Annotated in this window: 23 protein-coding genes; 12 read left to right on the top strand and 11 right to left on the bottom strand. The window is 70.2% G+C overall.

Annotated features, from left to right (window positions below; genetic code table 11):
- Positions 1 to 74 precede the first annotated feature (74 nt).
- Both BJY22_RS16050 and BJY22_RS16045 read left to right on the top strand, forming a co-directional pair.
- Positions 75 to 1,061, top strand: coding sequence for an ABC transporter substrate-binding protein (locus BJY22_RS16050; protein ID WP_167207608.1), 987 nt, complete (start codon positions 75 to 77; stop codon positions 1,059 to 1,061).
- Positions 1,062 to 1,083: 22 nt separating this feature from the next.
- Positions 1,084 to 1,728 (top strand): hypothetical protein, encoded by a 645-nt coding sequence (locus BJY22_RS16045; protein WP_167207606.1) that lies wholly within the window; start codon positions 1,084 to 1,086, stop codon positions 1,726 to 1,728.
- On the opposite strand, the gene BJY22_RS16040 is transcribed toward BJY22_RS16045, so the two are convergent.
- From BJY22_RS16040 to folP, 3 genes are read right to left on the bottom strand one after another with little or no spacing between them, the layout of a single operon-like run.
- Complete coding sequence (locus tag BJY22_RS16040) at positions 1,725 to 2,408, bottom strand: class III extradiol ring-cleavage dioxygenase family protein (protein WP_167207604.1); 684 nt, start codon at positions 2,406 to 2,408, stop codon at positions 1,725 to 1,727. The two genes, BJY22_RS16045 and BJY22_RS16040, sit on opposite strands and share 4 nt — an antisense overlap.
- Positions 2,409 to 2,411: 3 nt before the next feature.
- A complete protein-coding gene (locus BJY22_RS16035) occupies positions 2,412 to 3,137 on the bottom strand; it encodes a pyrimidine reductase family protein (protein WP_167218286.1) in 726 nt (241 codons plus the stop codon).
- Positions 3,137 to 3,949 carry a dihydropteroate synthase gene (gene folP / locus BJY22_RS16030; protein ID WP_167218284.1) on the bottom strand — a complete coding sequence of 271 codons (813 nt, stop codon included), beginning with the start codon at positions 3,947 to 3,949 and terminating at the stop codon, positions 3,137 to 3,139. The genes BJY22_RS16035 and folP overlap by 1 nt, the downstream gene beginning before the upstream one ends.
- Positions 3,950 to 4,201: 252 nt before the next feature.
- Here folP and BJY22_RS16025 point away from each other — a divergent pair, with 252 nt between their 5' ends.
- From BJY22_RS16025 to BJY22_RS16010, 4 genes are read left to right on the top strand one after another with little or no spacing between them, the layout of a single operon-like run.
- Entirely contained in the window at positions 4,202 to 5,518 is a 1,317-nt protein-coding gene (locus BJY22_RS16025; RefSeq protein WP_167207602.1) for an L-fuconate dehydratase, read from the top strand.
- Positions 5,515 to 6,267, top strand: a complete 753-nt coding sequence (locus BJY22_RS16020) for an SDR family oxidoreductase (RefSeq protein ID WP_167207600.1) — start codon at positions 5,515 to 5,517, stop codon at positions 6,265 to 6,267. The genes BJY22_RS16025 and BJY22_RS16020 overlap by 4 nt, the downstream gene beginning before the upstream one ends.
- Entirely contained in the window at positions 6,264 to 7,226 is a 963-nt protein-coding gene (locus BJY22_RS16015; RefSeq protein ID WP_167207598.1) for an aldo/keto reductase, read from the top strand. Before BJY22_RS16020 ends, BJY22_RS16015 begins: the two co-directional genes overlap by 4 nt.
- 59 nt (positions 7,227 to 7,285) lie before the next feature.
- Positions 7,286 to 7,564, top strand: a complete 279-nt coding sequence (locus tag BJY22_RS16010) for a hypothetical protein (protein WP_167207596.1) — start codon at positions 7,286 to 7,288, stop codon at positions 7,562 to 7,564.
- 38 nt (positions 7,565 to 7,602) lie between these two features.
- Here the strand turns inward: BJY22_RS16010 and BJY22_RS16005 are convergent, their stop codons facing one another.
- The 4 genes from BJY22_RS16005 to BJY22_RS15990 form a co-directional block, all read right to left on the bottom strand.
- Positions 7,603 to 9,183 (bottom strand): ABC-F family ATP-binding cassette domain-containing protein, encoded by a 1,581-nt coding sequence (locus tag BJY22_RS16005; protein ID WP_167207594.1) that lies wholly within the window; start codon positions 9,181 to 9,183, stop codon positions 7,603 to 7,605.
- Positions 9,184 to 9,337: 154 nt separating this feature from the next.
- Positions 9,338 to 9,556: a DUF6343 family protein gene (locus tag BJY22_RS16000; RefSeq protein WP_167207592.1), complete on the bottom strand. Its 219-nt coding sequence runs from the start codon at positions 9,554 to 9,556 to the stop codon at positions 9,338 to 9,340.
- 15 nt (positions 9,557 to 9,571) lie between these two features.
- Positions 9,572 to 10,243, bottom strand: coding sequence for a FadR/GntR family transcriptional regulator (locus BJY22_RS15995; protein WP_167207590.1), 672 nt, complete (start codon positions 10,241 to 10,243; stop codon positions 9,572 to 9,574).
- Positions 10,244 to 10,291: 48 nt separating this feature from the next.
- On the bottom strand, positions 10,292 to 11,308 hold the full coding sequence (locus BJY22_RS15990; protein WP_202891131.1) for a LuxR C-terminal-related transcriptional regulator: 1,017 nt from the start codon (positions 11,306 to 11,308) through the stop codon (positions 10,292 to 10,294).
- Between the two features lie 71 nt (positions 11,309 to 11,379).
- Between BJY22_RS15990 and BJY22_RS15985 the strand changes: the two genes are divergently transcribed.
- From BJY22_RS15985 to BJY22_RS15975, 3 genes are all read left to right on the top strand, one after another.
- Entirely contained in the window at positions 11,380 to 11,682 is a 303-nt protein-coding gene (locus tag BJY22_RS15985; RefSeq protein WP_167207588.1) for a hypothetical protein, read from the top strand.
- Between the two features lie 436 nt (positions 11,683 to 12,118).
- A complete protein-coding gene (locus tag BJY22_RS15980) occupies positions 12,119 to 15,940 on the top strand; it encodes a multifunctional oxoglutarate decarboxylase/oxoglutarate dehydrogenase thiamine pyrophosphate-binding subunit/dihydrolipoyllysine-residue succinyltransferase subunit (RefSeq protein WP_337758734.1) in 3,822 nt (1,273 codons plus the stop codon).
- A gap of 1 nt (position 15,941) precedes the next feature.
- Positions 15,942 to 16,118, top strand: a complete 177-nt coding sequence (locus BJY22_RS15975) for a DUF6104 family protein (protein ID WP_167207584.1) — start codon at positions 15,942 to 15,944, stop codon at positions 16,116 to 16,118.
- Between the two features lie 167 nt (positions 16,119 to 16,285).
- Here BJY22_RS15975 and BJY22_RS15970 read toward each other — a convergent pair whose 3' ends face one another.
- Positions 16,286 to 16,636: an ArsR/SmtB family transcription factor gene (locus tag BJY22_RS15970; protein ID WP_141853206.1), complete on the bottom strand. Its 351-nt coding sequence runs from the start codon at positions 16,634 to 16,636 to the stop codon at positions 16,286 to 16,288.
- 114 nt (positions 16,637 to 16,750) lie between these two features.
- Here BJY22_RS15970 and BJY22_RS15965 point away from each other — a divergent pair, with 114 nt between their 5' ends.
- Together BJY22_RS15965 and BJY22_RS15960 are read left to right on the top strand one after the other, a co-directional pair.
- Positions 16,751 to 17,989 (top strand): sodium:proton exchanger, encoded by a 1,239-nt coding sequence (locus BJY22_RS15965; protein WP_167207582.1) that lies wholly within the window; start codon positions 16,751 to 16,753, stop codon positions 17,987 to 17,989.
- 23 nt (positions 17,990 to 18,012) lie between these two features.
- The gene (locus BJY22_RS15960) at positions 18,013 to 18,531 is read left to right on the top strand and encodes a GNAT family N-acetyltransferase (RefSeq protein WP_167207580.1); all 519 of its coding nucleotides are present in this window, start codon (positions 18,013 to 18,015) and stop codon (positions 18,529 to 18,531) included.
- On the opposite strand, the gene BJY22_RS15955 is transcribed toward BJY22_RS15960, so the two are convergent.
- The 3 genes from BJY22_RS15955 to BJY22_RS15945 form a co-directional block, all read right to left on the bottom strand.
- Complete coding sequence (locus BJY22_RS15955) at positions 18,528 to 18,827, bottom strand: WhiB family transcriptional regulator (protein ID WP_167207578.1); 300 nt, start codon at positions 18,825 to 18,827, stop codon at positions 18,528 to 18,530. The genes BJY22_RS15960 and BJY22_RS15955 overlap by 4 nt on opposite strands.
- 144 nt (positions 18,828 to 18,971) lie before the next feature.
- Positions 18,972 to 19,475 (bottom strand): GNAT family N-acetyltransferase, encoded by a 504-nt coding sequence (locus BJY22_RS15950; RefSeq protein WP_167207576.1) that lies wholly within the window; start codon positions 19,473 to 19,475, stop codon positions 18,972 to 18,974.
- On the bottom strand, positions 19,476 to 20,444 hold the full coding sequence (locus BJY22_RS15945) for a zinc-binding dehydrogenase (RefSeq protein WP_167207574.1): 969 nt from the start codon (positions 20,442 to 20,444) through the stop codon (positions 19,476 to 19,478).
- 140 nt (positions 20,445 to 20,584) lie between these two features.
- Here BJY22_RS15945 and BJY22_RS15940 point away from each other — a divergent pair, with 140 nt between their 5' ends.
- Positions 20,585 to 21,919 (top strand): hypothetical protein, encoded by a 1,335-nt coding sequence (locus tag BJY22_RS15940; protein ID WP_167207572.1) that lies wholly within the window; start codon positions 20,585 to 20,587, stop codon positions 21,917 to 21,919.
- Positions 21,920 to 21,921 lie beyond the last annotated feature (2 nt).

The raw sequence follows: 21,921 nt of genomic DNA, 5'->3' as shown, positions 1-21,921 counted from the left end.
GGTTAGGTTTGCCTTACTTCACAGAGGTGGTGAGCCACCTTAACTCGCAGTCCCGCCTGACCAGGAGTCCCCCTATGCGTCTGTCCCGCCTGCCTCGTGTCACCGCGCTGTTCGCCGCCGCCGCGCTCGCCCTCACCGCCTGCGGCGGATCCTCCGACGAGGAGTCACCGGAGGCCGCGAACTCGTCCGCCGGATACCCGCGGACCATCCAGCACGCGATGGGCACGACCGAGATCCCGGCCAAGCCGAAGCGGGTCGTCGCGCTCGACGCGAGTTACGTCGACGCCACGCTGATCCTCGACACCCCGGTGGTCGGCTACACCGAGTACCGCAGCATCAAGGGCAGCCTGCCGGACTACCTGGGCGACGACCGGACGAAGTACGGCTCCGAGGCGCAGGCCGTCGGCACGCTGGCCGAGCCGAACCTGGAGAAGATCGCCGCGCTGAACCCGGACCTGATCATCTCCGCCAAGGTCCGGCACGAGAAGCAGTACGAGCAGCTGTCGAAGATCGCCCCGACGATCATGTCGGAGACCACCGGCGCCACCTGGAAGGAGAACATCCGGATGGAGGCGAAGGCGGTCGGCCAGGAGGAGCTGGCCGAGCAGGAGATCGCGGCGTACGAGAAGGCCGCGAAGACCGTCGGCGACGCGATCAACGCCAAGGCCGGGAACCCGACCATCTCGATCACCCGGTTCATCGACGGCCCGACCCGGCTGTACCAGAAGAAGAGCTTCTCCGGCATCGTGCTGAAGGACGCCGGCCTGGCCCGGCCGAAGTCGCAGGACGTCGAGGACTTCGCGCTGGAGATCAGCCCGGAGCGGATCAAGGACGCCGACGCGGACGCGATCTTCGTCACGGTGTACGCCGACGAGAAGGGCCTGAGCGCCAAGACCGCCGCCCAGTTCAAGGCGAACCCGCTGTGGAAGCCGCTCGCCCCCAAGGTCCACGAGGTGTCCGACGTCACCTGGATGACGGCGGTCGGTCTGCAGGGCGCCTGGTCCATCCTCACCGACCTCGCGAAGACGTTCGACGTCCCCGCACCCGCCAAGTCCGCCTGATCCCGCGGGTAGGGTCGTCGCCATGACGGCTCTGACCCGCTGGCACGTCGGCCCGTGGACCACTCGGGGGACACGGCCCGGCGAAACACCCGTGCCGGGACGACGGCGGACGACGGACGAGCTGAACTTCGACGTCGTCGGCCTGGCACGGATCCTCGGGCGGCGACTGTCCGGGCGCGACGAACTGCAGGTCCGCCTGTGGCAGAACGAACTGCGCCCGACGCACACCCGGCAGTGCGGAGTGCACACGCTCGCCGACCCGGAGAACGCCCAGCTGCTGCACGACACCGCACAGGAGGCACTGGCCTGGCTGGGCGAGCGGGCACCGGCCGGCTACGAGTTCGTCCTCACAGACGCCGTCGAGCTGCGCCCGCTGCTCGACCTGACCGCCGAGGTGGTCGCCGTCGAGGCGGTCGTCCAGCTGGCCGACGTACCACTGCCGGCCGCCCGCCTCGCGACGGCACACGTACGGCGTTCCAGCACGGGCGACTGGTACGCCGGAGACGCCGTCTGCAACTGGTCGGGTCCGCACCCGACAGCTGACGAGGCACTCGCCGCCGTACGACAGGCCCGCACCGAGTTGGTCGAGCAACTCCGGGCAGCCGACCGGGACGACCTGGCCGCCACCGCGGACCGGTGGCCCGCTGTGGCAGTGGAATCGGACTAGGCGAAGCTCGCGACGAAATACCCGACGCCGTACGGCGCCGCCTCGTACGACAGCTCGCCTGCCAGGCCAGTCCCCCGCAGCGCACCCGCGAGCACCTGCCACGGAGCCCGCCCGGCCGCCTGCAGCTCGGCGGCCAGGTCCGGATCGAGCGCTTCGAGTACGTCGAGATCGTCGGTCTGGAACGCGTTCGCGACCGTGGTGTCGAAGATCTCCGCGCGCGGATGCAGGTGGACGGGTGAGTGCTCGCTGCGTCGCGCGGAACCGTCGCCCATGACCAGCAGGCCGACCGAATCGTTGCCGGCAGCAATCTCACGGCCGAGGCGCACGCACTCGCCGGGCGCGGTGGCGGCCGGCACGGCGCGATAGGTCCGAGGCAGCCGGGCGGCCTTGCTCTGTTCGAGCAGCCAGCCGCCGATCGCCAGCGACAACGGCAGGACCGCGGGCCCCGTCCCGATCCGCACACCCGGAGCGCCGTACGCGCCGAACGATCCGCCCGCTGCCCCGTCGTACGCCCCGTCGTTTCCGGATCCGACCACCAGAACCGAGGACGCGGTCGCCAGCGTGTCGATCGCGGCCAAGCAGGCGGCGCGCAGGACGTCGAGCTCGGGCGCCGCGCCGGACGCGACCTCGGGCACGAGCAGCGGCGGGTGCGGGCAGACCGCGGCGGCAACGACTGGCACGGGTCAGGCCTCCCGGAGGTAGCGGAAGAACAGGTAGTCGTCAGAGGCGGTGAGCGTCGACTCCAGCTTCATCCGCTTGGTCAACGTCGTCGGAGCACCGGCCGTGATCCGGCCGGCTCCCGGCCCGGCCAGCAACGGAGCCAGCGCGAGGCACAGCTCGTCCACCAGATCGGCCTCCGTCAACGCGCCCAGCAGATGCGGTCCGCCCTCGGACAGGACCTGCGTCAACCCGCGACCGGCGAACTCCTGGACGACCGCGGGCAGATCGACCGCGGCCTCCCCCAGCACGAGGACCTCGGCCACCTCCGCCAGCGCTTCGCGGCGATCGGGCGGCGAGGCCGCGTGCGTCACGACGATCGGCCGTACGGCGGACTGGAACACCGGGTTCACCGGACTCAGCTCGAGCCGCGACGACACGATCGCGAGTGTCGGGTTCTCGGCGAGACCGGCCGCCGTACGCCAGGTGCGCGCCTTCGCCGACAGCTTGAGCGGGTTGTAGCCCTCGTCGCGGATCGTCCCCGCGCCGACCAGGACGACGTCGGCCAGGCGCCGGATCACGCTGAAGACGCGGCTGTCGGAGTCGCTCGACAGCGCCTTCGACTGCCCGTCGATCTCGACCGCGCCGTCGAGGCTGCTGACGAAGTTCGCCCGCAGGTGCGGGACCTTCCGGTCCGCCACCTCGTAGATCGCGATCAGTTCCTCGTCGCCGAGGTCGTCGAGTCGGCGCATCACGCCAGGCTCCTTCGGGTTCCGGCGGGCTGCGCGGTGCCGCGCAGGACGGCGATGAAATCGAGGGCCTGGCGGGCGGCCGGTACGTCGTGCACGCGGAAGACCCGGGCGCCGAGCCAGGCCGAGACGCTGAGCGCGGCGAGCGTCCCGTTGCCGCGCTGCCCCGGCGGGAGCTCGAGGGTCTCGCCGATGAAGTCCTTGTTCGACACCGCGACCAGGACCGGCCAGCCGGTGGCCGCGAGTTCGTCCAGACGGCGGGTCAGTTCCAGCGACTGCAGCGTGTTCTTGCCGAAGTCGTGCGTCGGGTCGATCAGGATCCCGTCCCGCCGTACCCCGGCCGCGAGCGCGCGGTCCGCGAGCGCGGTCGTCGTACGGATCACGTCCGCGACCACGTCGTCGTACGCCATCCGGTGCGGATCGGTGCGCGGTGAGAGGCCGCCGACGTGGCTGCAGACCAGTCCGGCTCCGGCCTCGGCGGCCGCGTTCACCAGGTCCGGGTCGGCGCCGGCCCAGGTGTCGTTGATCAGGTCCGCGCCGGCCTCCGCGACCCGGCGGGCGACACCGCTGCGGTAGGTGTCCACGCTGATCACGAGCTCGGGGTGGCGGGCCCGGATACCGGCCACGAAGTCCACGGTCCGGCGGAGCTCCTCGCTCTCGCTGACCGGTTCGCCGTACCCGGCCTTGACGCCGCCGATGTCGACCAGGTCGGCGCCCTCGGCGACCGCCTTGTCGATCGCGGCGTACGCCGCATCGGTCGCGTAGGTCGCGCCGCGGTCGAAGAACGAGTCGGGCGTCCGGTTGATGATCGCCATCACCGCGAACTCACCCGGCCCGAACGACCGCCTCCCCAGCCGGAGTACTCCCTCGCGCTCGTCCACCACACCCCGACTCTACGTGGGCGACCGCCAAGCCATCACAATCGCCACCCCACGCGCTCCGCCCGCGGGGCGCCGACCGCGGGGCCCGATTGTGATGGCCTGGCGATCGGCGCCACCTATCCTGCGAGCCCCATATCCTATAGGATTCACCGCGACAGTCCGCCCACGCAGCAGATCGGGTCCTCGATGCCACGATTCACCGAACTCGAGACGTACGACGTCCGCTTCCCCACCTCGCTCGAGCTGGACGGCTCCGACGCGATGAACACCGACCCGGACTACTCCGCGGCCTACCTGATCCTGCGGACGGACGCCGGTGACGGGCTGGAGGGGCACGGGTTCGCGTTCACGATCGGCCGCGGCAACGACATCCAGACCACGGCGATCGAGGCGCTGCGCGACCACGTCGTCGGGCTCGACCTGGACGCCACGCTGAACGATCTCGGCGGGTTCTGGAAGTCGCTGGTGCACGACTCGCAGCTGCGCTGGCTGGGCCCCGAGAAGGGCGTCATGCACATGGCGATCGGCGCGGTCGTGAACGCGGTGTGGGACCTGGCCGCCAAGCGCGCCGGCGTACCGCTGTGGAAGCTGCTGTCCGACCTGACGCCGGAGCAGATCGTCGACCTGGTCGACTTCCGGTACCTGACCGACGCGCTGACGCCGGACGAGGCGCTGGACATCCTGCGCAAGGCCGAGCCCGGTCGCGCCGAGCGGGAGGCGGTCCTGCGGGAGCACGGGTACCCGGCGTACACGACGACGCCCGGCTGGCTCGGGTACGACGACGCGAAGCTGGTCCGGCTCTGCCACGAGGCGGTCGCCGAGGGGTTCACGCAGGTCAAGCTGAAGGTCGGCGCCGACCTGGACGACGACGTCCGCCGGATGCGGCTGGCCCGCGAGGCCGTCGGGCCGGACATCCGGATCGCGATCGACGCGAACCAGCGCTGGGACGTCGCGGACGCCATCGGCTGGATCGAGGCGCTGGCGCCGTACGACGTCTGGTGGGTGGAGGAGCCGACCAGCCCGGACGACGTCCTCGGGCACGCGGCGATCGCGAAGGCGATCGCGCCGATCCGGGTCGCGACCGGCGAGCACGTGCAGAACCGGGTGGTCTTCAAGCAGCTGCTGCAGGCCGGCGCGCTGTCGTTCCTGCAGCTCGACTCGGCCCGGGTCGCCGGCGTGAACGAGAACATCGCGATCCTGCTGCTGGCGGCGAAATTCGGTGTCCCGGTGTGCCCGCACGCGGGTGGGGTAGGACTGTGTGAGTTGGTCCAGCACCTGTCGATGTTCGACTACGTCGCGGTGAGCGGATCGACGGACGACCGGGTGATCGAGTACGTCGACCACCTGCACGAGCACTTCCTGGACCCGGTGGTGATCCGGGACGGGCACTACGTGGCACCGGTGCGGCCCGGGTTCGGCGCGGAGATGGACGCCGAGACGCTGGCCGGGTTCCGGTACCCGGGTGGCAAGATCTGGACGGACCTGACAAGGGAGCACAAGTGACCGATTTCGACGGCCTGCGGGCCGTGGTGACCGGAGGCGCCTCGGGGATCGGGCTGGCGGCCGCCCGGTTGCTGGCGGCCCGCGGCGCCGAGGTGGTCGTGTTCGATCTGAAGCCCGACGTCCCCGAGCCGCTGACCGGGATCGCCGCGGACGTCACCGACGACGGTTCGGTCCGGGACGCGATCGCCGCCGCGGCGCTGCGGCTCGGCGGGATCGACATCGTGGTGAACAACGCCGGTATCGGCGCGCAGGGCGACGTCACCGCGAACGACGACGCCCAATGGCACCGGGTGCTGGACGTGAACGTGGTCGGCATCGCCCGGGTGACCCGCGCGGCGCTGCCGTACCTGCGCAAGTCGGAGGCGGCCGCGATCGTCAACACCTGCTCGATCGCCGCGACCGCCGGCCTGCCGAACCGCGCGCTGTACTCGGCCAGCAAGGGCGCAGTCCTGGCGCTGACGATGGCGATGGCCGCGGACCACGTCCGCGAGCGGATCCGGGTGAACTGCGTGAACCCGGGGACGGCCGACACGCCGTGGGTCGGGCGGCTGCTCGAACTCGCGGCGGACCCGGACGCCGAACGCGCCGCGCTCGAAGCGCGGCAGCCGATGGGCCGGCTCGTCTCGGCTGACGAGGTCGCGGCGGCGATCGCCTACCTGGCCAGCCCGCTGTCCGGTTCGACCACCGGTACGGCGCTCGCGGTCGACGGCGGCATGCAGAACCTGCGCCTCCCGGCGGTGCGCTCATGAAGCTCTTCGGTGACGGCCAGCGGATCGGGCTCGGCGGTGCGCCGCTGGGCAACCTGCTCGGCGAGGTGCACGAGGCCGACGCCGTCGCCACGGTGAACGCCGCCTGGGACGAGGGCTGGCGGTACTTCGACACCGCCCCGCACTACGGCCTCGGGCTCGCGGAGGAGCGGCTCGGCCTCGCGCTGCGGGACAAGCCACGGGATTCCTATGTCCTGTCGAGCAAGGTCGGGCGGATCATCTACTCGGCGGAGACCGAGGCGTCCGACGACGAGGGTTTCGACATCCAGACGACGCGCCGGCGGCGATGGGACTTCTCGCGGGACGGCGTACTGCGGAGCATCGAGGACTCGCTGCGCCGGATCGGCACGGACCGGCTGGACGTCGTGTTCGTGCACGACCCGGACGACCACTACGAGGAGGCGGTCGCGACCGCGTTCCCGACGCTGATCGAGCTACGGGACCAGGGCGTGATCGGCGCGATCGGGTCGGGCATGAACCAGTCGGCGATGCTGACCCGGTTCGTGCGGGAGATCGACATCGACGTGATCATGCTGGCCGGCCGGTACACGTTGATCGATCCGGACGGTCTCGACGACGTACTGCCGGCCTGCCTGCACAACGACGTCCAGGTCGTTGCTGTGGGCATCTTCAACTCCGGCCTGATGTCGCAGCCGCGGCCGGCGCCGGGGACCACGTTCAACTACGAGCCCGCGGCGCAGACGTTGATCGACAAGGCGAACAAGCTCGCGGACGTGTGCGAGGCGCACGGCACCACGCTGCCCGCGGCGGCGCTGGCGTTCCCGCTCCTCCACCCCGCCGTCGCGGGGATCGCGGTGGGTTGCCGTACGCCGGACGAGGTCCACACCAACGCCGCGCTCGCGCGCACCGAGGTCCCGACAGGGCTGTGGACGGACCTGAAGTCGGCGGGTCTCCTCCGGGAAGACGCACCTACTCCGTAGGGGTCGTGCGCGAGGCCAGGTGCAGGGCAAACCGGCCCTTCGCTGCGGTAGTTTCCGGTGTGCCCAGTCGTCAGGACGCCCCGGTGATCCTCGGAATCGCCTTCGTCGTGGCCTCACCGTTCGCGGCCGTGTCAGTCGGATTCGTCACCTGGCTGATCGCCGATCAGGTGACCCCCTGCCACTGCGACGGCGACCCGGACACCGCGTGGGTCGAGTCGATGAGTGCCGTCCCGATCGGCCTCGTCGGCGGCGGCATAACACTCGTCGCACTACTACTCGCAGCCACCGCCGTGTTCGTCGTCCGTGCCCGCAAGCCCCGACGGCCCATCACCCGCTGAGTCGTGAGAGTTGGGGCGGATACCGCGTCGGGTGGCAGTTAGAGGGGGTCTGTGGCGGTGAGGAACTCAGGGGTTAGTTCCAACCAGCGGGTGATGCCGATGTCGCGGAGGAACGGCAGGTCGTGGCTCGCGATGACGAGGGCGCCGTTGTACGACGCCAGCGCGTCCTTCAGTTGCGCCACGCTCGACAGGTCGAGGTTGTTGGTCGGCTCGTCCAGCATAAGCAGCTGGGGAGGCGGCTCCGCGAGCAGCAGCGCCGCCAGCGTCGCCCGGAACCGCTCGCCACCGGACAGCGTGCTGACCAGCTGATCCGCCGCCCGCCCGCGGAACAGGAACCGCGCCAGCCGCGCCCGTCGCTCCTGGTTCTCCGTGCTCGGAGCCAGCAGCGCCAGGTTGTCCACGATCGACAGGTCGTCCCGCAACAGGTCGAGCCGCTGCGGCAGGTACCGGAACGGCACCACCGGCAGCTCGCCCGCCACCACCGACTGCAGCAGCGTCGTCTTCCCGGCGCCGTTCGGCCCGGTCAGCGCGATCCGCTCCGGCCCTCGGATCTCAAGGTCGACGTGAGCCCCGGTCCGCAGCACATGGTCCTCCAGCCGCAGCACCACGCGCCCCGCGGGGACGGCGGTCTTCGGCAGGTCGACCCGGATCGTCTCGTCGTCGTGGACCTTCTCCTCCGCGTCCGCGAGCGCCTCCTGCGCCGAGTCGAGCCGCTCGGACTGCATCCCGAGGTGCTTGCCGGCCGACACCTGCGCCGACCGCTTCAGCCCGCCCGCGACGATCTTCGGGATCCCGCCCTGCTCGAAGGCGCGCTGCCCCCGGGCCCGGCGCTGATCCATCTTCATCCGCGCGTCGATCAGGTCCTTCTTCTGCTTCCGTACGTCGGCCTCCGCCGCCCGCAGCATCCGCTCCGCGGCCTCCTGCTCGATCGCGACCGCCTCCTCGTACGCGGTCAGGTTGCCGCCGTACCAGGTGACCTCGCCCTTGCGCAGGTCGCCGATCTGGTCGACCCGATCCAGCAGCTCCCGGTCGTGGCTGACGATCACCAACGCACCGCGGAACTGGTCCACGGCGTCGTACAGCTGCCGCCGCGCCCGCAGGTCGAGGTTGTTCGTCGGCTCGTCCAGCAGCAGTACGTCGGGACGCCGCAGCAGCTCGGCCGCGAGTCCGAGCAGGATCGTCTCGCCGCCGGACAGCTCGCCGACGTTGCGATCGAGGCCGATCGCGCCCAGGCCGAGCTTGCCGAGCAGCGCCTCGGCGCGTTCGTCGACGTCCCACTCGTCGCCGACGACCGCGAAGTTCTCCTCCGAGGCGTCACCCGACTCGATGGCCGTGATGGCCCGGCGGACGGCGTCGATGCCGAGCGCCTGGTCGACCCGCAGCGACGTGTCGAGGGTCAGGTCCTGCGGCAGGTACCCGAGCTCACCGCTCACCCGGATCGACCCGCGCTGCGGGGTGAGCCGGCCGGCGATCAGCCTGAGCAGCGTCGACTTGCCGGCGCCGTTGCGGCCGACGAGTCCGGAACGTACCGGACCGGCGACGAACGTCAGGCCGTCGAACAGCACCTCGCCGTCGGGCCAGGCGAAGAAGAGATCGGTACAGGACAGGGAAAAGCTCATGGACGTTGCACTCCCAACGAGGTCTCGGACGAGATCGCGCACCGAGAAGCGGTGGCGATCGATCGACTGAAGAGAAAGACCTCGGAGTTACAACGCGGACCCCTGACGCCGGGAATGGGACGCCGATCAGGATACGGGCCGCCGTCCGGCCCGATCAACTATTTTCCGAAAGCTTGCGCCGGGCAACGACCAGCAGGTCGACCGCGGCGACCACCGCGAGCACGCAGAACGCGATCACCCAGCCGGCCGGGAGACCGAGCACGGCGAACAGCACGGCGGCCGCGATCCACAGACACAGGCCGAACACCGACAGCACGATCCGCAACGTCAACGCGCTGCGCGGCGGAGGAGGCTCGCCGATCGGAACAGCCATACCTCCTCTGTACCCCTACGGGGCCTTGCGCAGCCAGGTCTCGACGCCGGCGATGTGGGCGGTCATCCAGGCCCGGGCGGCCTCCGCGTCGCCGATCTCGATGGCGTCCAGGATCGCGGCGTGCTCGGACAGCGTCCGCTCGACCGCGCCGGCCTGGGTGACACCGCGCCAGATCCGGGCCCGCTGGGTCGCGCCGGAGACGCCGTCGAGCAGCGAGCAGACCACCTGGTTCCCGGTCGCCTCGGCGATCCCGCGATGGAACCGCAGGTCGTTCGCGACCAGTTCCTCGACGCCCGCGTCCGGGGTGAGGTCGCTGCACAGCAGGCGCAGTTCGGTGACCTTTTCCGGGGAGATCCGGGTCGCGGCCAGCGCGGCGACGCCGGGTTCGAGCAACCGCCGTACCTCGAAGAACTGCAGAACCGAGTCGTCGCGGTGCAGATCCACCATGAAGCTCAGCGCGTCCAGAAGATGCGCCGAGTCCAGACTGGTCACGTACGTGCCGTCACCGTGCCGGACGTCCAGCACGTTGACCAGCGTGAGCGCCTTGACCGCCTCCCGCAGCGAGTTCCGCGACAACCCCAGCCGGGCCGCGAGATCCGCCTCCTTCGGCAGTCGATCCCCCGGCCCCAGCTCCCCCGAGGTGATCATCTCCTTGATCTTGACGATCGCCTCATCCGTCAGCGCCATTCGGTCAGTATGCCGCGCGCCGGAGTCTCAGCGCCGTACGGCGGCCGCTCAGCCGGTGCCGGAGGCGCGGGCGAGGAGGGTGGGACGGGTGTGGGCGCCGGTCTTGGCGAGGATGGCCTTGACGTGGTCGTTGACGGTGTGGTCGGACAGGACGAGGCGCTCGGCGATCCGGCGCGAGTCGGCGCCGGTGGCCAGTTCGGCGAGGACCTCGCATTCGCGGCGGGTGAGGCCGTGGGCGAGGGCGAAGACCTCCAGCCGTTCGTCCGGAGTCGATCGCTCGATGCTCACGGCGATGTCGGCCTCGGGGCCGGAGGCCGCGCGGGCGGCCCGGAGGGTGAGCCAGCGCCCGGCGCCCAGGTGCACCCGCGACCACGGCGGCCCCACCGGAACGCCGTCCTCGTCCGCGATCAGGGCCGCGGCGAGGTTGTACGCCGCCGCGGGAATCGCCTGCTCGACCACCGAGGGGTCGTCGGGAGGGTTGAGCCGATGCAAGGCCGCACGCGCCGCCTCCGTCCCGACCCGCACCCGCAGGTCCGGCCCGAGCAGCAGGATCGCCGGCCCGACCGCCTCAGCCGTCGCCGGTGCGGCGCCGAAGGTACGCGCCTGCGCGGCGCGCAACGCGGCCGTCAGCGGCGGCAGCGCCGATTCGACCAGCCGGCACTCCTCCGCGGTGAACGCGTCGCAGGTCGTACGCCACAGATCCAGCCACGCCCAGCAGCCGAAGCGGTCCGCGAAGACGGCGGTCAGGACGTCGACGACACCGGGACGGCGCCACCCCACCTGCTCGCCGGGACCGAGCGACCGCACCACGGCACCGGAGTCCAGCAGATCGGTCCACCGCGTCCCCACCCCGGCGTACCGCGCCCGCACCAGCCCGGGCAGCTCCGCCCATGACACCCCCGGTACGTCGGCCAACGGCGACGTACCCACCCGCGACACCGGATCGGTCAGCGCCCACACATGCCCGTCGAACGGCACCACCCGCCGCAGCTCGGTCAGCGCACGTTCACGCAGCACCTTGGCGTCGAGCTCACCGGAGCACAGCCGCTCCATCCGATCCCGCACATCGCGAGCGTACGGAAGATCCCCAGGATCGGGGATGGGCGGGCACACCCCGGCCGCCGCACGCTGGTCGCATGATCACACTTCATCTCGAGAACACCATCCACGACTACGACGCCTGGAAGGCCGCGTTCGACCGCTACGACCGCGCCCGCCAGGACCATCACGTCCTCGGCCACCGGATCAGCCGGCCCGCCGACGACCCCACCACGGTGTACGTCGACCTGGACTTCGAGAGCCGCTCCGACGCGGCCGCCTTCGTCCAGGTCCTGGAGAAGATCTGGCAGACGCCGCGGTCGGCCGCCGTCTCCAGCGCCCACACCGCACCGCAACTCCGCACGCTCGACGAGCAGCGGGTGACCGCCGTCCCGGCCTGAGTCGATGAAGGCCAATCATGCCCGTGTGGACTGATCCGGTACGTGATGTTGGCCACATGATTGTGCAGTCGTGATCGTCACCAGGGGTGAGTGAACGACTGCATACAGTGGGCAGTCACGCTCAGGGCAGCCGATCGGCAGGGGCCGGAACGGCGGCGGAAAGCCACATCTGCAAGGGGTCCCGCAGGTGTGGCGGTTCCTCACGCCACCGGCGGCGGGTGAGAGGAACGGCTGTGGCCTGAAACACCTTTGTGGGCAGTGTTTCAGGCCTCGGCGGATCCGGTCGCCAGGGGGCGACCACTCGACACACTGGTCCGGTGGTCCCCGGCTGTGGAAGTGGTCCGCGTGCTATTAGCCTTTGCTTGGGACACCACCCATAACATCAGCATTAACCACCGTGGTACCGGACCCGAAATCGGAAGAGGCGAACTGCCAAGTGGCCACCGAGCCATCAGACACCAATCCCCTAGCAGCCTTCGGTGCGAACGAATGGCTGGTCGACGAGCTGTACGAGAAGTACCTGCAGGACCCGAATTCGGTGGATCCGGCGTGGTTGGACTTCTTCAAGACGTACAAGCCCGGCGAGACGCCGGGTGACAAGCCAGGTGACGCGAAGCCGGTGACGACCACCCCGGCCGACGCTCCCCGGCCGGACGCGGTGTCCGACAACAAGACCCCCGAGGCGCCGGGCCGCGGTACGGCGACGTCCGCGCCGGCCTCGAGCGCACCCGCGGCCAGCACCGCCGTTGCCCAGCCCACTCCGGCCGCCGCGAAGGCGGCGCCACAGAATCAGCCAGCAGCGAAGCAAGCACCGGCCCAGTCCGGCGCCCCGACCGGAGGCACGGTGAACCAGCCGCCCAGCGCCCAGCCCAAGCCCGCCCCCGCGACCAGTGCGGACTCCGAGCGGCAGATCCTGCGCGGCGCGCCCGCGCGGACGGCGCAGAACATGGAGACCAGCCTCACGGTCCCCACCGCGACCAGCGTCCGCCAGGTCCCGGTCAAGCTGCTGATCGACAACCGCATCGTCATCAACAACCACCTCAAGCGCGCCCGCGGCGGCAAGGTCTCCTTCACCCACCTGATCGGCTGGGCGCTGGTGAAGGCGCTGAAGACGCTGCCGGAGATGAACGCGTCGTACGACGAGACCGAGGGCAAGCCGACCCTGGTCAACCCGGCCCACATCAACCTCGGCCTGGCCATCGACATGCAGAAGCCGGACGGCACCCGGCAGCTGCTGGTGCCGTCGATCAAGGCCGCCGAGGACATGACGTTCGCCGAGTTCTGGATGGCGTACGAGGACATCGTCCGCCGGGCCCGGGACAACAAGCTCGCACTGCCGGACTTCCAGGGCACCACGATCAGCCTGACCAACCCCGGCACGATCGGCACCCAGCACTCGGTGCCGCGGCTGATGAAGGGCCAGGGCTGCATCATCGGCGTCGGCGCGATGGAGTACCCGCCGGAGTACCAGGGCGCGGCCGACGAGACGATGGCCAAGCTCGCGGTCAGCAAGGTGATGACGCTGACCTCGACGTACGACCACCGGATCATCCAGGGCGCCCAGTCGGGTGAGTTCCTGCGCCGGATCCACCAGCTGCTGCTCGGCCAGGAAGGTTTCTACGACGAGATCTTCCAGAGCCTGCGGATCCCGTACGAGCCGATCCGCTGGGCCGCCGACCTCCCGCACAGCCACGAGGAGGACGTCTCCAAGCAGGCGCGCATCCTCGAGATGATCCACGCCTACCGGGTGCGCGGCCACATCATGGCCGACACCGACCCGCTGGAGTACAAGCAGCGCAGCCACCCGGACCTCGACGTCGCCACCCACGGGCTGACGCTGTGGGACCTGGACCGCGAGTTCGCCACCGGCTCGTTCGGCGGCGTGGACCGCAAGTTCATGAAGCTGCGCGAGATCCTCGGCATCCTGCGCGACTCGTACTGCCGGACCACCGGTATCGAGTACATGCACATCCAGGACCCCGAGCAGCGCAAGTGGATCCAGGAGCGGGTCGAGCGCCCGCACACCAAGCCGCCGCGCGAGGAGCAGCTGCGGATCCTGGCCAAGCTGAACGAGGCCGAGGCCTTCGAGACCTTCCTGCAGACCAAGTACGTCGGTCAGAAGCGGTTCTCGCTCGAGGGCGCGGAGACCACCATCCCGCTGCTCGACGAGCTCTGCGAGGAGGCGGCCGGCGCAGGCCTCGACGAGGTCGTGATCGGGATGGCGCACCGCGGCCGCCTGAACGTGCTCGCGAACATCGTCGGCAAGTCCTACAGCCACATCTTCCGTGAGTTCGACGGCAACATCGACCCGCGGACCGTGCAGGGCTCCGGTGACGTCAAGTACCACCTGGGCGCCGAGGGTGAGTTCGTCTCCGAGTTCGGCGACAAGATCAAGGTCTCGGTGGCGGCGAACCCGTCGCACCTGGAGACCGTCGACCCGGTGCTCGAGGGCATCGCCCGGGCCAAGCAGGACATCCTGGACCGCGGAGCCGCCTTCCCGGTGCTGCCGGTGCTGGTGCACGGTGACGCGGCCTTCGCCGGTCAGGGCGTGGTGGCGGAGACGCTGAACCTGTCCCAGCTGCGCGGATACCGGACCGGCGGCACGATCCACGTGATCGTGAACAACCAGGTCGGCTTCACCACCTCGCCGGCCTCGTCGCGCTCGTCGATGTACTCCACCGACGTCGCGCGGATGGTGCAGGCGCCGATCTTCCACGTGAACGGCGACGACCCCGAGGCCTGCGTCCGGGTCGCGGACCTGGCGTTCGAGTACCGGCAGGCGTTCAACAAGGACGTCGTCATCGACCTGGTCTGCTACCGCCGCCGCGGTCACAACGAGGGCGACGACCCGAGCTTCACCCAGCCGCTGATGTACGACCTGATCGAGCAGAAGCGCTCGGTCCGCAAGCTCTACACCGAGGCCCTGATCGGTCGTGGCGACATCACGATCGAAGAGGCCGAGCAGGCGATGCAGGACTACCAGCAGCGGCTGGAGCGGGTGTTCGCCGAGGTCCGGAACGCGAAGAACGAGCCCGAGACGCCGGCGCCGTACGTCACCGTCCCGGTCTACCCGGACAAGCCGGAGGGCCCCGACGCGACCGCGATCAGCCGCGAGGTGCTGAAGAAGATCGCCGACGCGTACACGACGCTGCCGGAGGGCTTCACCGTGCACCCGAAGGTGCAGCCGCAGCTGCAGCGCCGGGCGCACGCGATCACCGAGGGTCCGCTGGACTGGGCGAGCGCGGAGATCACGGCCTTCGGCTCGCTGCTGCTCGACGGCCGCCCGGTTCGGCTCGCCGGACAGGACAGCCGCCGCGGAACGTTCGTCCAGCGGTTTGCGGCCGTCATCGACCGGGTTACCGGGCAGGACCACGTCCCGCTGCAGCACCTGGACGAGAACCAGGCCAACTTCCACGTCTACGACTCCCTGCTGAGCGAGTACGCCGCCCTCGGCTTCGAGTACGGGTACTCCGTGGCGCGGCCGGAGGCGCTGGTGCTGTGGGAGGCCCAGTTCGGCGACTTCGTGAACGGCGCCCAGTCGGTCATCGACGAGTACATCTCGTCCGGTGAGGCGAAGTGGGGCCAGAAGTCCGGCGTCGTGCTGCTGCTGCCGCACGGCTACGAGGGCCAGGGCCCGGACCACACCTCGGCCCGGATCGAGCGCTTCCTCCAGCTCTGCGCGGAGAACGCGATGACCGTCGCGCAGCCGTCGACGCCGGCGTCGTACTTCCACCTGCTGCGCCGGCACACGCTCGGCGAGGAGCACGTCCCGATGATCGTCTTCACGCCGAAGCAGCTGCTGCGGCGCAAGGAGGCGGTGTCGCAGCCGGAGGAGCTGACCCACGGCACGTTCCGGCCGGTGATCGGCGACGCCGAGGCCGAGGCGAACGCGGGTGCCGTCGAGCGCGTCATCCTGGCGTCGGGCCGGATCGTGTACGACCTGTTCGCGGAGCGGAAGAAGGTCGAGCCGGACAAGATCAGCACCGCGATCGTTCGCGTCGAGCAGCTGTACCCGCTGCCGCACGAGGAGATCGTCGCCGAGCTGGCGAAGTACGGAAACGCGACCGAGATCCGCTGGGTCCAGGACGAGCCCGCGAACCAGGGCCCGTGGCCGTTCATGGCGCTGAACCTGACCGAGCACCTGGGCGGGAAGCCGTTCTACCGGGTGTCCCGGCCGGCCATGTCCGCCCCGGCGGTCGGCTCGCACAGTGTGCACGGCACCGAGCAGGCGACGCTGCTGAAGCAGGCGTTCAGCTGACATGTACTTCACCGACCGCGGCATCGAGGAGCTCGAGAAGCGGCGTGGCGAAGAGGACGTCACGCTCGCGTGGGTGGCCGAGCGGCTACGCGAGTTCGTCGACCTGAACCCCGAGTTCGAAACCCCCGTCGAACGCTTCGCCACCTGGCTCGCCCGCCTGGACGACGAGGACGACTAACCCGACCGCATGCCCTCCGCCACGGCACCCGTACGGGGGCCGTGGCGGAGGGCATCGGCTTGTGGTCCTCACCGCGGCTCAGGATGAACCGCCACGCATACAGAAGTGGCTCAAACGGGCCCTGACATCCCGCTCCAGCGGGGTTTTGCGTGCGTGGAGGTTCGCCGTCAGTCGGTGTGCGGTGGGCGGGTGCGGCGGGGTGGGTCGGGGGCCAGGGAGCCGTCGGGGGCGATGTGTTCGAAGATCTGGTCGACCAGGTTGAGCACGTGCGGGTCGTCGACGGTGTAGATGTGGCGGCGGCCCTCGCGGCGGGCGGTGATGATGCCTGCGAGCCGGAGCTTGCCGAGGTGCTGGCTGGCGGTGGCGATACTCACGCCGACCCGCTCCGCCAGGGTGCCGACGTCGTACTCGCCCTGGGCGGCCAGCGACACGAGGTGCAGCCGGACCGGTGCGGAGAGCATGGCGAAGGTGCCCGCGGCGGATTCGAGCTGCGCCTTCGTCGGTTCAGGGTTGGTCATCGCGCAGTCATTGTGACCGGTGGACCGGTCTCCGGGCAGTCCGCCGGGCCGTCGTGAGGACGGTCTCATACTTTCGCAATTGCGAAAGTATCAAAACGGTGTCAGGCTGGAACCATGTTCCGAGCGGTCCGCCCAGTGCTCCTGCTGCTCGCGGTGGCGATCCCCGCGGTCGTCCTGCGGCTCGCCGGCACTCATCCCCCGGCGCCGGCGTCGATCCTGATCTTCGGCCTCGCCGTGGTCGCCGCGTCGTTCGTGCTGGCGTGGGCGGCGGAGGCGGCCGAGATGGACATCGCGGGCGGCCTGGCGATCGCCCTGCTCGCGGTCATCGCCGTGCTCCCGGAGTACGCCGTGGATCTGTACTTCGCCCACACCGCCGGCTCGAACCCGGAGTACGTGCAGTACGCCGCCGCCAACATGACCGGATCGAACCGCCTGCTCCTCGGCCTCGGCTGGTCGAGCGTCGTCCTGATCAGCCTGTACGTCGCCTCGCGGCGCAGCGGACGCTCCGTCAAGGCCCTGGTCCTCGACTCGGGCTACCGCCGCGAGCTGGGCTTCCTGGCCGTCGCGGGCGTCGTCGCGTTCGTGATCCCGGTGACCGGTCAGATCCACCTGCTGCTGGGGCTCGCCCTGCTCGCGTTCTTCGCCTTCTACCTGTACCGCGCGGCGACCGGCGGCCACGGCGACGAGCCGGACCTGATCGGGCCGGCCGCGACGATCGGCGCGCTGCCGAAGGTCACCCGGCGGATCACCGTGACCGCGATGTTCGTCGCCGCCGCCGGGGTGATCCTGGCGGCCGCGGAGCCGTTCGCCGACTCGTTGGTCGCGGGCGGCCAGGCGCTGGGGATCGACCAGTTCCTGCTGGTGCAGTGGCTGGCGCCGCTGGCGTCCGAGGCACCGGAGTTCATCGTGGCGCTGCTGTTCGCGTGGCGGGGCAAGGGTGCAGCTGCACTGGGGCTGCTGATCTCCGCCAAGGTGAACCAGTGGACCCTGCTGATCGGCAGCCTGCCGATCGCGTACGGGATCGGCGGCGGAGGAGCGGCCCTGCACCTGGACGGGCGGCAGATCGAGGAGTTCCTGCTCACCGCCACGCAGACACTGCTCGGACTCGCGATCCTGCTGAACCTGCGGTTCCCGCGCTGGGCGGCGTGGACGTTGCTGGGCCTGTTCGCGGTCCAGTTCGCCGTCCCAGGGCAGACCGGGCGGTACGTGATCAGCGTGATCTACCTCGTGCTCGCGATCGGCGCGGCGATCCACAACCGCGAGCAACTGGTCCCCACGATCACCGCCCCGTTCCGCCGTACCACGACAGACCCCGCCGACGCGGACCGCGCCGACGAGCTGATCAAGGTCTGAGCAGGTTTGTTAGCGTGCGGCGGGTGGAACCTCTGGGACTCGTGCCTTGGCCACCCGAGCCGATCAAGACCGAGCGGCTCGTGCTCCGCGAGCCCGCTGCGCGGGACCGGGCGGCGTTCATCGAATTGCTCTCCTCGCCCGACGTGCACACCTACCTCGGCGGACCCCGGCCCCGTGCCGAGCTCGAACGCGAGCTGCCCGTGGTGCCCGAGCGGTGGCCGGGGAGTTTCGTCGTCGAGCTCCACGGATCGATGATCGGCCAGGTGCTGCTCCGCCGCGCGACACGGCATCGTCCGGCCGCCGTCGGAAAGCTCGACCTCGGTTATCTGTTCCTGCCGCAGGCGTGGGGATTCGGGTATGCCGGCGAGGCCTGCGCGGCGGCGCTGGACTGGCTCGGCGGCGCCCTGCCAGGCGAACCGGTCGTGCTCGCCACCCAGACCGCCAACCGCGGCTCGATGCGCCTGGCAGCGAAGCTGGGGTTCGTCGAGGTGGAGCGGTTCGAGGCCTGGGACGCCGAGCAGTGGCTCGGGATGCGGTCCTAGCTCGCTTGCTGCTCCTCGATGATCGAGGGGCGGGTACGGCGTTCCTGCGGGCCGGGGCGGCCGCGGCGGCGGCCGGCGAGGAACTTCTCGCCCGCGGCGGTGCCGGTGAACTTCGTCCGGCGGGCCCACTCACGGCACTGGTCGATCACCGGGCAGGACGTCAGGCAGATGGCTTGGGCCTTGCGCTGCTCCCACTGGCTGGCCGTCTCGTCGTACGACGGCGCGTGGCCGACGCACGCGGCCTTCGCCATCCAGTTGTCGACCGGGTCAACGATCACCGTCAAAGTAGGCCTCATGGGCTCCCCTGCTCCTCATCGATCGGGCGGATCGGTAGGAACAGAGTGACCCCGCTGCGTTGCCCCGGTGCGACGCGAATGTTTCAGCCGTGAAACGTCGTACCCGAAAGGTGTCACATGAGTGCCGGTGGCACTGGCGCACGTCTAGTGGCGGACCATCCGGATCTCGCGCAGGTCGAAGTACGGGTCGTGCTTGTCGGCGCCGTCCGGCGCGAATCCCTGTCGCTGGTAGAAGGATCGCGCCCGCGCGTTGCCCTCGAACACCCACAGGAACGCCGGCTGCTTGCCCACGGCAACGTCGAACAGGCGGGCGCCCAGCCCGGTCCTCCAGAACGCCTGCCGGGTGTAGATCGCTTCCAGCTCGAACGGCACCGGCGAGTCCTCGTCCCGGCCCGGACCGGTGCCGACGAAGCCTGCCACGCGATCCTGGACCGCGGCGCCGGGGTCCGGGTTCAGCGCGATCCAGCGCTGCCGGCCCGCACCGAGCGGCGTCGTCCAGCGCTCGGTCCGGCGGTCGATGTCGGACGTCCGCTCGAGCAGGACATCGGCCGGCACCAGACCGGCGTACGCCTCCCGCCAGCAGAGCAGATGACACCACGCTCCGGCCACGGCGTCCTCAGCCGTGACCGGCCTGATCTCGGGCTGCATTTAAACAGTAAAAACGATCTTGCCGAACACGTCACCCGCGTTCATCTTCTCGAAGCCGGTCCGCGCGTCGGCGAGCGGCAGCACCGTGTCGATGTGCGGTGAGATCCCGGCGTTCGCCATGAACTGCACCAATTCCGCGAGCTCCGTCCGGGTGCCCATCGTCGACCCCTGCACCCGCAGCTGCAGGAAGAAGATCCGGTTCAGCTCGGCCGACTTCGGCGCCTGACCGCTCGTCGCGCCGGAGATCACCAGCGTGCCGCCCTGCTTCAGCGACTTGAGCGAATGCGACCAGGTCGCCTGCCCGACGGTCTCCATCACGGCGTCGACCCGCTCCGGCAGCCGCGCGCCGGACTCGAAGGCGTCGTGCGCGCCGATCTCGAGCGCCTTGGCGCGCTTGCCCTCGTCCCGGCTGGTCGCCCACACCCGGATCCCCGCGGCCCGCGCGAGCGTGATCAGCGCGGTCGCGACGCCACCGCCCGCACCCTGTACGAGCACCGTGTCGCCCGGCTTCAGCCCCGACTGCGTGAACAACATCCGGTACGCCGTCAGCCACGCCGTCGGCAGGCACGCGGCCTGCTCGAAGCTCATCCCGGCCGGTTTCGGTACGACGTTGCGGGCCGGTACGGCGACCTTCTGCGCGAGAGTGCCCTGATACCGCTCGCTCAGCAGCGACCGCTTCGGGTCGAGCGTCTCGTCGCCCTTCCATGCTGGGTCCGAGACCACCGCGTGCACGACGACCTCGTTCCCGTCCGGGTCCACGCCGGCCGCATCGCACCCGAGGATCATCGGCAGGCTCTGCTCGGCCAGCCCGACGCCCTTCAGCGACCACAGATCGTGATGATTGAGCGCCGTCGCCCGTACGTCGATCGTCACCCACCCGTCGGGCACGACCGGGTCGGGCCGCTCGCCGACTTCCAGCGCGGCGATCGGGTTGTCGGTGTCGAACTTGGCGGCATAAGCAGCAAGCATGCGAACCACCTTAGGCGCTGGTCCGCATCACGTCAGTTACCGACTTCACGCCCGCGGGCCGCGAGATCTGGTCAGCGGGACGGTCGTGTGGTTTGATCCGCGATTAACGGCCTTGACCGTAATTCCCCTGAGGAGGACCGATGCTCCGCGCTCTGGTGACCGCGGGCGTGACCGCCGCCCTGCTGATCGGACCAGCCGCTCCTGCCCCGGCCGCGACCACCTCGCAGGTCGCCGGCGCCTACCTTCAGATCACCGCCGACGGTGTCTCCACCGGTCCCGGGTTCGAGGGTGCGACGCACGCGTTCGCGGCGCTGGCGGCGATCTACGACGTGACCGGCAACCCGGAACAGCGCCGTACGGCCGACGAGTTGCTCGGCTACATCCTGGCGCAACGTCCGACCCACATGAACACCGACATCGCCCTGCAACTGCTACGGAGCCCTTATCTGCAAGGCGATGCGCGACTGCTCAGCAACCTGGACAGGTACCTGACCTCGCTCCTCGACCTGTACGCCACGCGCCCGGACACCGTGTTGCGCAGTGGTGACATCAGGACCCTGAGCGGGCGTGCCGAACTGCTGGTCGGGTACGCGCGGTACCTCGAGCAGCGCTCCGGTGACGAGGCGCGCATCCAGGCGGCCGACACCGCGGCGCGCGCGATCCTGGATCGCGTGGCAGCCCTGCAGTACACCCGCCAGGAGGCCGTCCAACTGTTCCGCAACGACCGGTACGTCGGCGCCTTCCCGCACTTCGTGGCCGGTGACGACGGCAACATGGGCACCTGGGACGTCGAGCACTGGGCGCCCGCGATGCTGTCGCTGGACCAGTACGCCGCGGTTCGCGCGCTCGCCGTCGGGTACGGCCGGTTCCACGCCAGCACGTACAACGACGCCGCTGCCGCCGGGACCCGGCACCTGCTCGGCACCACACAGATCGATCCGGAACTGGTCTACGCCGGCGCGCCGGCCGGGTTCCCGCTGGACGGTGCGACGTACCAGATCGGCGAGGAGACCGGCGAGCACCCGTACCTGATCACCTACGGATGGTCACCCAACGCGATCGCCCAGATGGGTACGGCGTTGCAGGCCGTCCGGGACAACCTGGTCATGGTGCCGCAGGCGCCGGCGTGGCAGGCGTCGTACTGGCGTGGTACGCCCCCGCGCGCCGTCCTCGCGCCCGGCCTGTTCTGGCTCGGGCTGGAGGAGAAGGTCCGGTACACGCACCGGTTCATCGAGGCCACGCAACTCCCGGTCGGTGCGGACTTCCCCTGGCTCGACCTGGAGCGGACCACGTTCCCGGGCACGGGCGACGACCCGATCCGTCGCGACGGGTGGTACGACGGCTCCGGGCGCGGCGCGATGTCAGCGGTCTACTCGCGGCTGGCGATGACCGGGTACGTGCAGGCCGGCGGCCACGACGTCGACATGCTGAACCGCGCCGCGCACTGGTGGGAGCGCATGGTGGTCCGTAGCTAGGA

Origin of the sequence: Kribbella shirazensis (genome assembly GCF_011761605.1) — a bacterium.
Taxonomy (GTDB): Bacteria; Actinomycetota; Actinomycetes; order Propionibacteriales; family Kribbellaceae; genus Kribbella; species Kribbella shirazensis.
Note: the sequence above shows the minus strand (reverse complement) of the source record. Positions and strands in the feature narration are given on the sequence as shown.

Excerpts from the sequence above, each read along its gene's own strand:
- BJY22_RS16050 (WP_167207608.1), top strand. The coding sequence starts at position 75 with ATGCGTCTGTCCCGCCTGCCTCGTGTCACCGCGCTGTTCGCCGCCGCC.
- BJY22_RS16045 (WP_167207606.1), top strand. The coding sequence starts at position 1,084 with ATGACGGCTCTGACCCGCTGGCACGTCGGCCCGTGGACCACTCGGGGG.
- BJY22_RS16035 (WP_167218286.1), bottom strand. The coding sequence starts at position 3,137 with ATGCGCCGACTCGACGACCTCGGCGACGAGGAACTGATCGCGATCTAC.
- folP (WP_167218284.1), bottom strand. The coding sequence starts at position 3,949 with ATGGCGATCATCAACCGGACGCCCGACTCGTTCTTCGACCGCGGCGCG.
- BJY22_RS16025 (WP_167207602.1), top strand. The coding sequence starts at position 4,202 with ATGCCACGATTCACCGAACTCGAGACGTACGACGTCCGCTTCCCCACC.
- BJY22_RS16015 (WP_167207598.1), top strand. The coding sequence starts at position 6,264 with ATGAAGCTCTTCGGTGACGGCCAGCGGATCGGGCTCGGCGGTGCGCCG.
- BJY22_RS16005 (WP_167207594.1), bottom strand. The coding sequence starts at position 9,183 with ATGAGCTTTTCCCTGTCCTGTACCGATCTCTTCTTCGCCTGGCCCGAC.
- BJY22_RS16000 (WP_167207592.1), bottom strand. The coding sequence starts at position 9,556 with ATGGCTGTTCCGATCGGCGAGCCTCCTCCGCCGCGCAGCGCGTTGACG.
- BJY22_RS15995 (WP_167207590.1), bottom strand. The coding sequence starts at position 10,243 with ATGGCGCTGACGGATGAGGCGATCGTCAAGATCAAGGAGATGATCACC.
- BJY22_RS15985 (WP_167207588.1), top strand. The coding sequence starts at position 11,380 with ATGATCACACTTCATCTCGAGAACACCATCCACGACTACGACGCCTGG.
- BJY22_RS15975 (WP_167207584.1), top strand. The coding sequence starts at position 15,942 with ATGTACTTCACCGACCGCGGCATCGAGGAGCTCGAGAAGCGGCGTGGC.
- BJY22_RS15970 (WP_141853206.1), bottom strand. The coding sequence starts at position 16,636 with ATGACCAACCCTGAACCGACGAAGGCGCAGCTCGAATCCGCCGCGGGC.
- BJY22_RS15965 (WP_167207582.1), top strand. The coding sequence starts at position 16,751 with ATGTTCCGAGCGGTCCGCCCAGTGCTCCTGCTGCTCGCGGTGGCGATC.
- BJY22_RS15955 (WP_167207578.1), bottom strand. The coding sequence starts at position 18,827 with ATGAGGCCTACTTTGACGGTGATCGTTGACCCGGTCGACAACTGGATG.
- BJY22_RS15950 (WP_167207576.1), bottom strand. The coding sequence starts at position 19,475 with ATGCAGCCCGAGATCAGGCCGGTCACGGCTGAGGACGCCGTGGCCGGA.
- BJY22_RS15945 (WP_167207574.1), bottom strand. The coding sequence starts at position 20,444 with ATGCTTGCTGCTTATGCCGCCAAGTTCGACACCGACAACCCGATCGCC.
- BJY22_RS15940 (WP_167207572.1), top strand. The coding sequence starts at position 20,585 with ATGCTCCGCGCTCTGGTGACCGCGGGCGTGACCGCCGCCCTGCTGATC.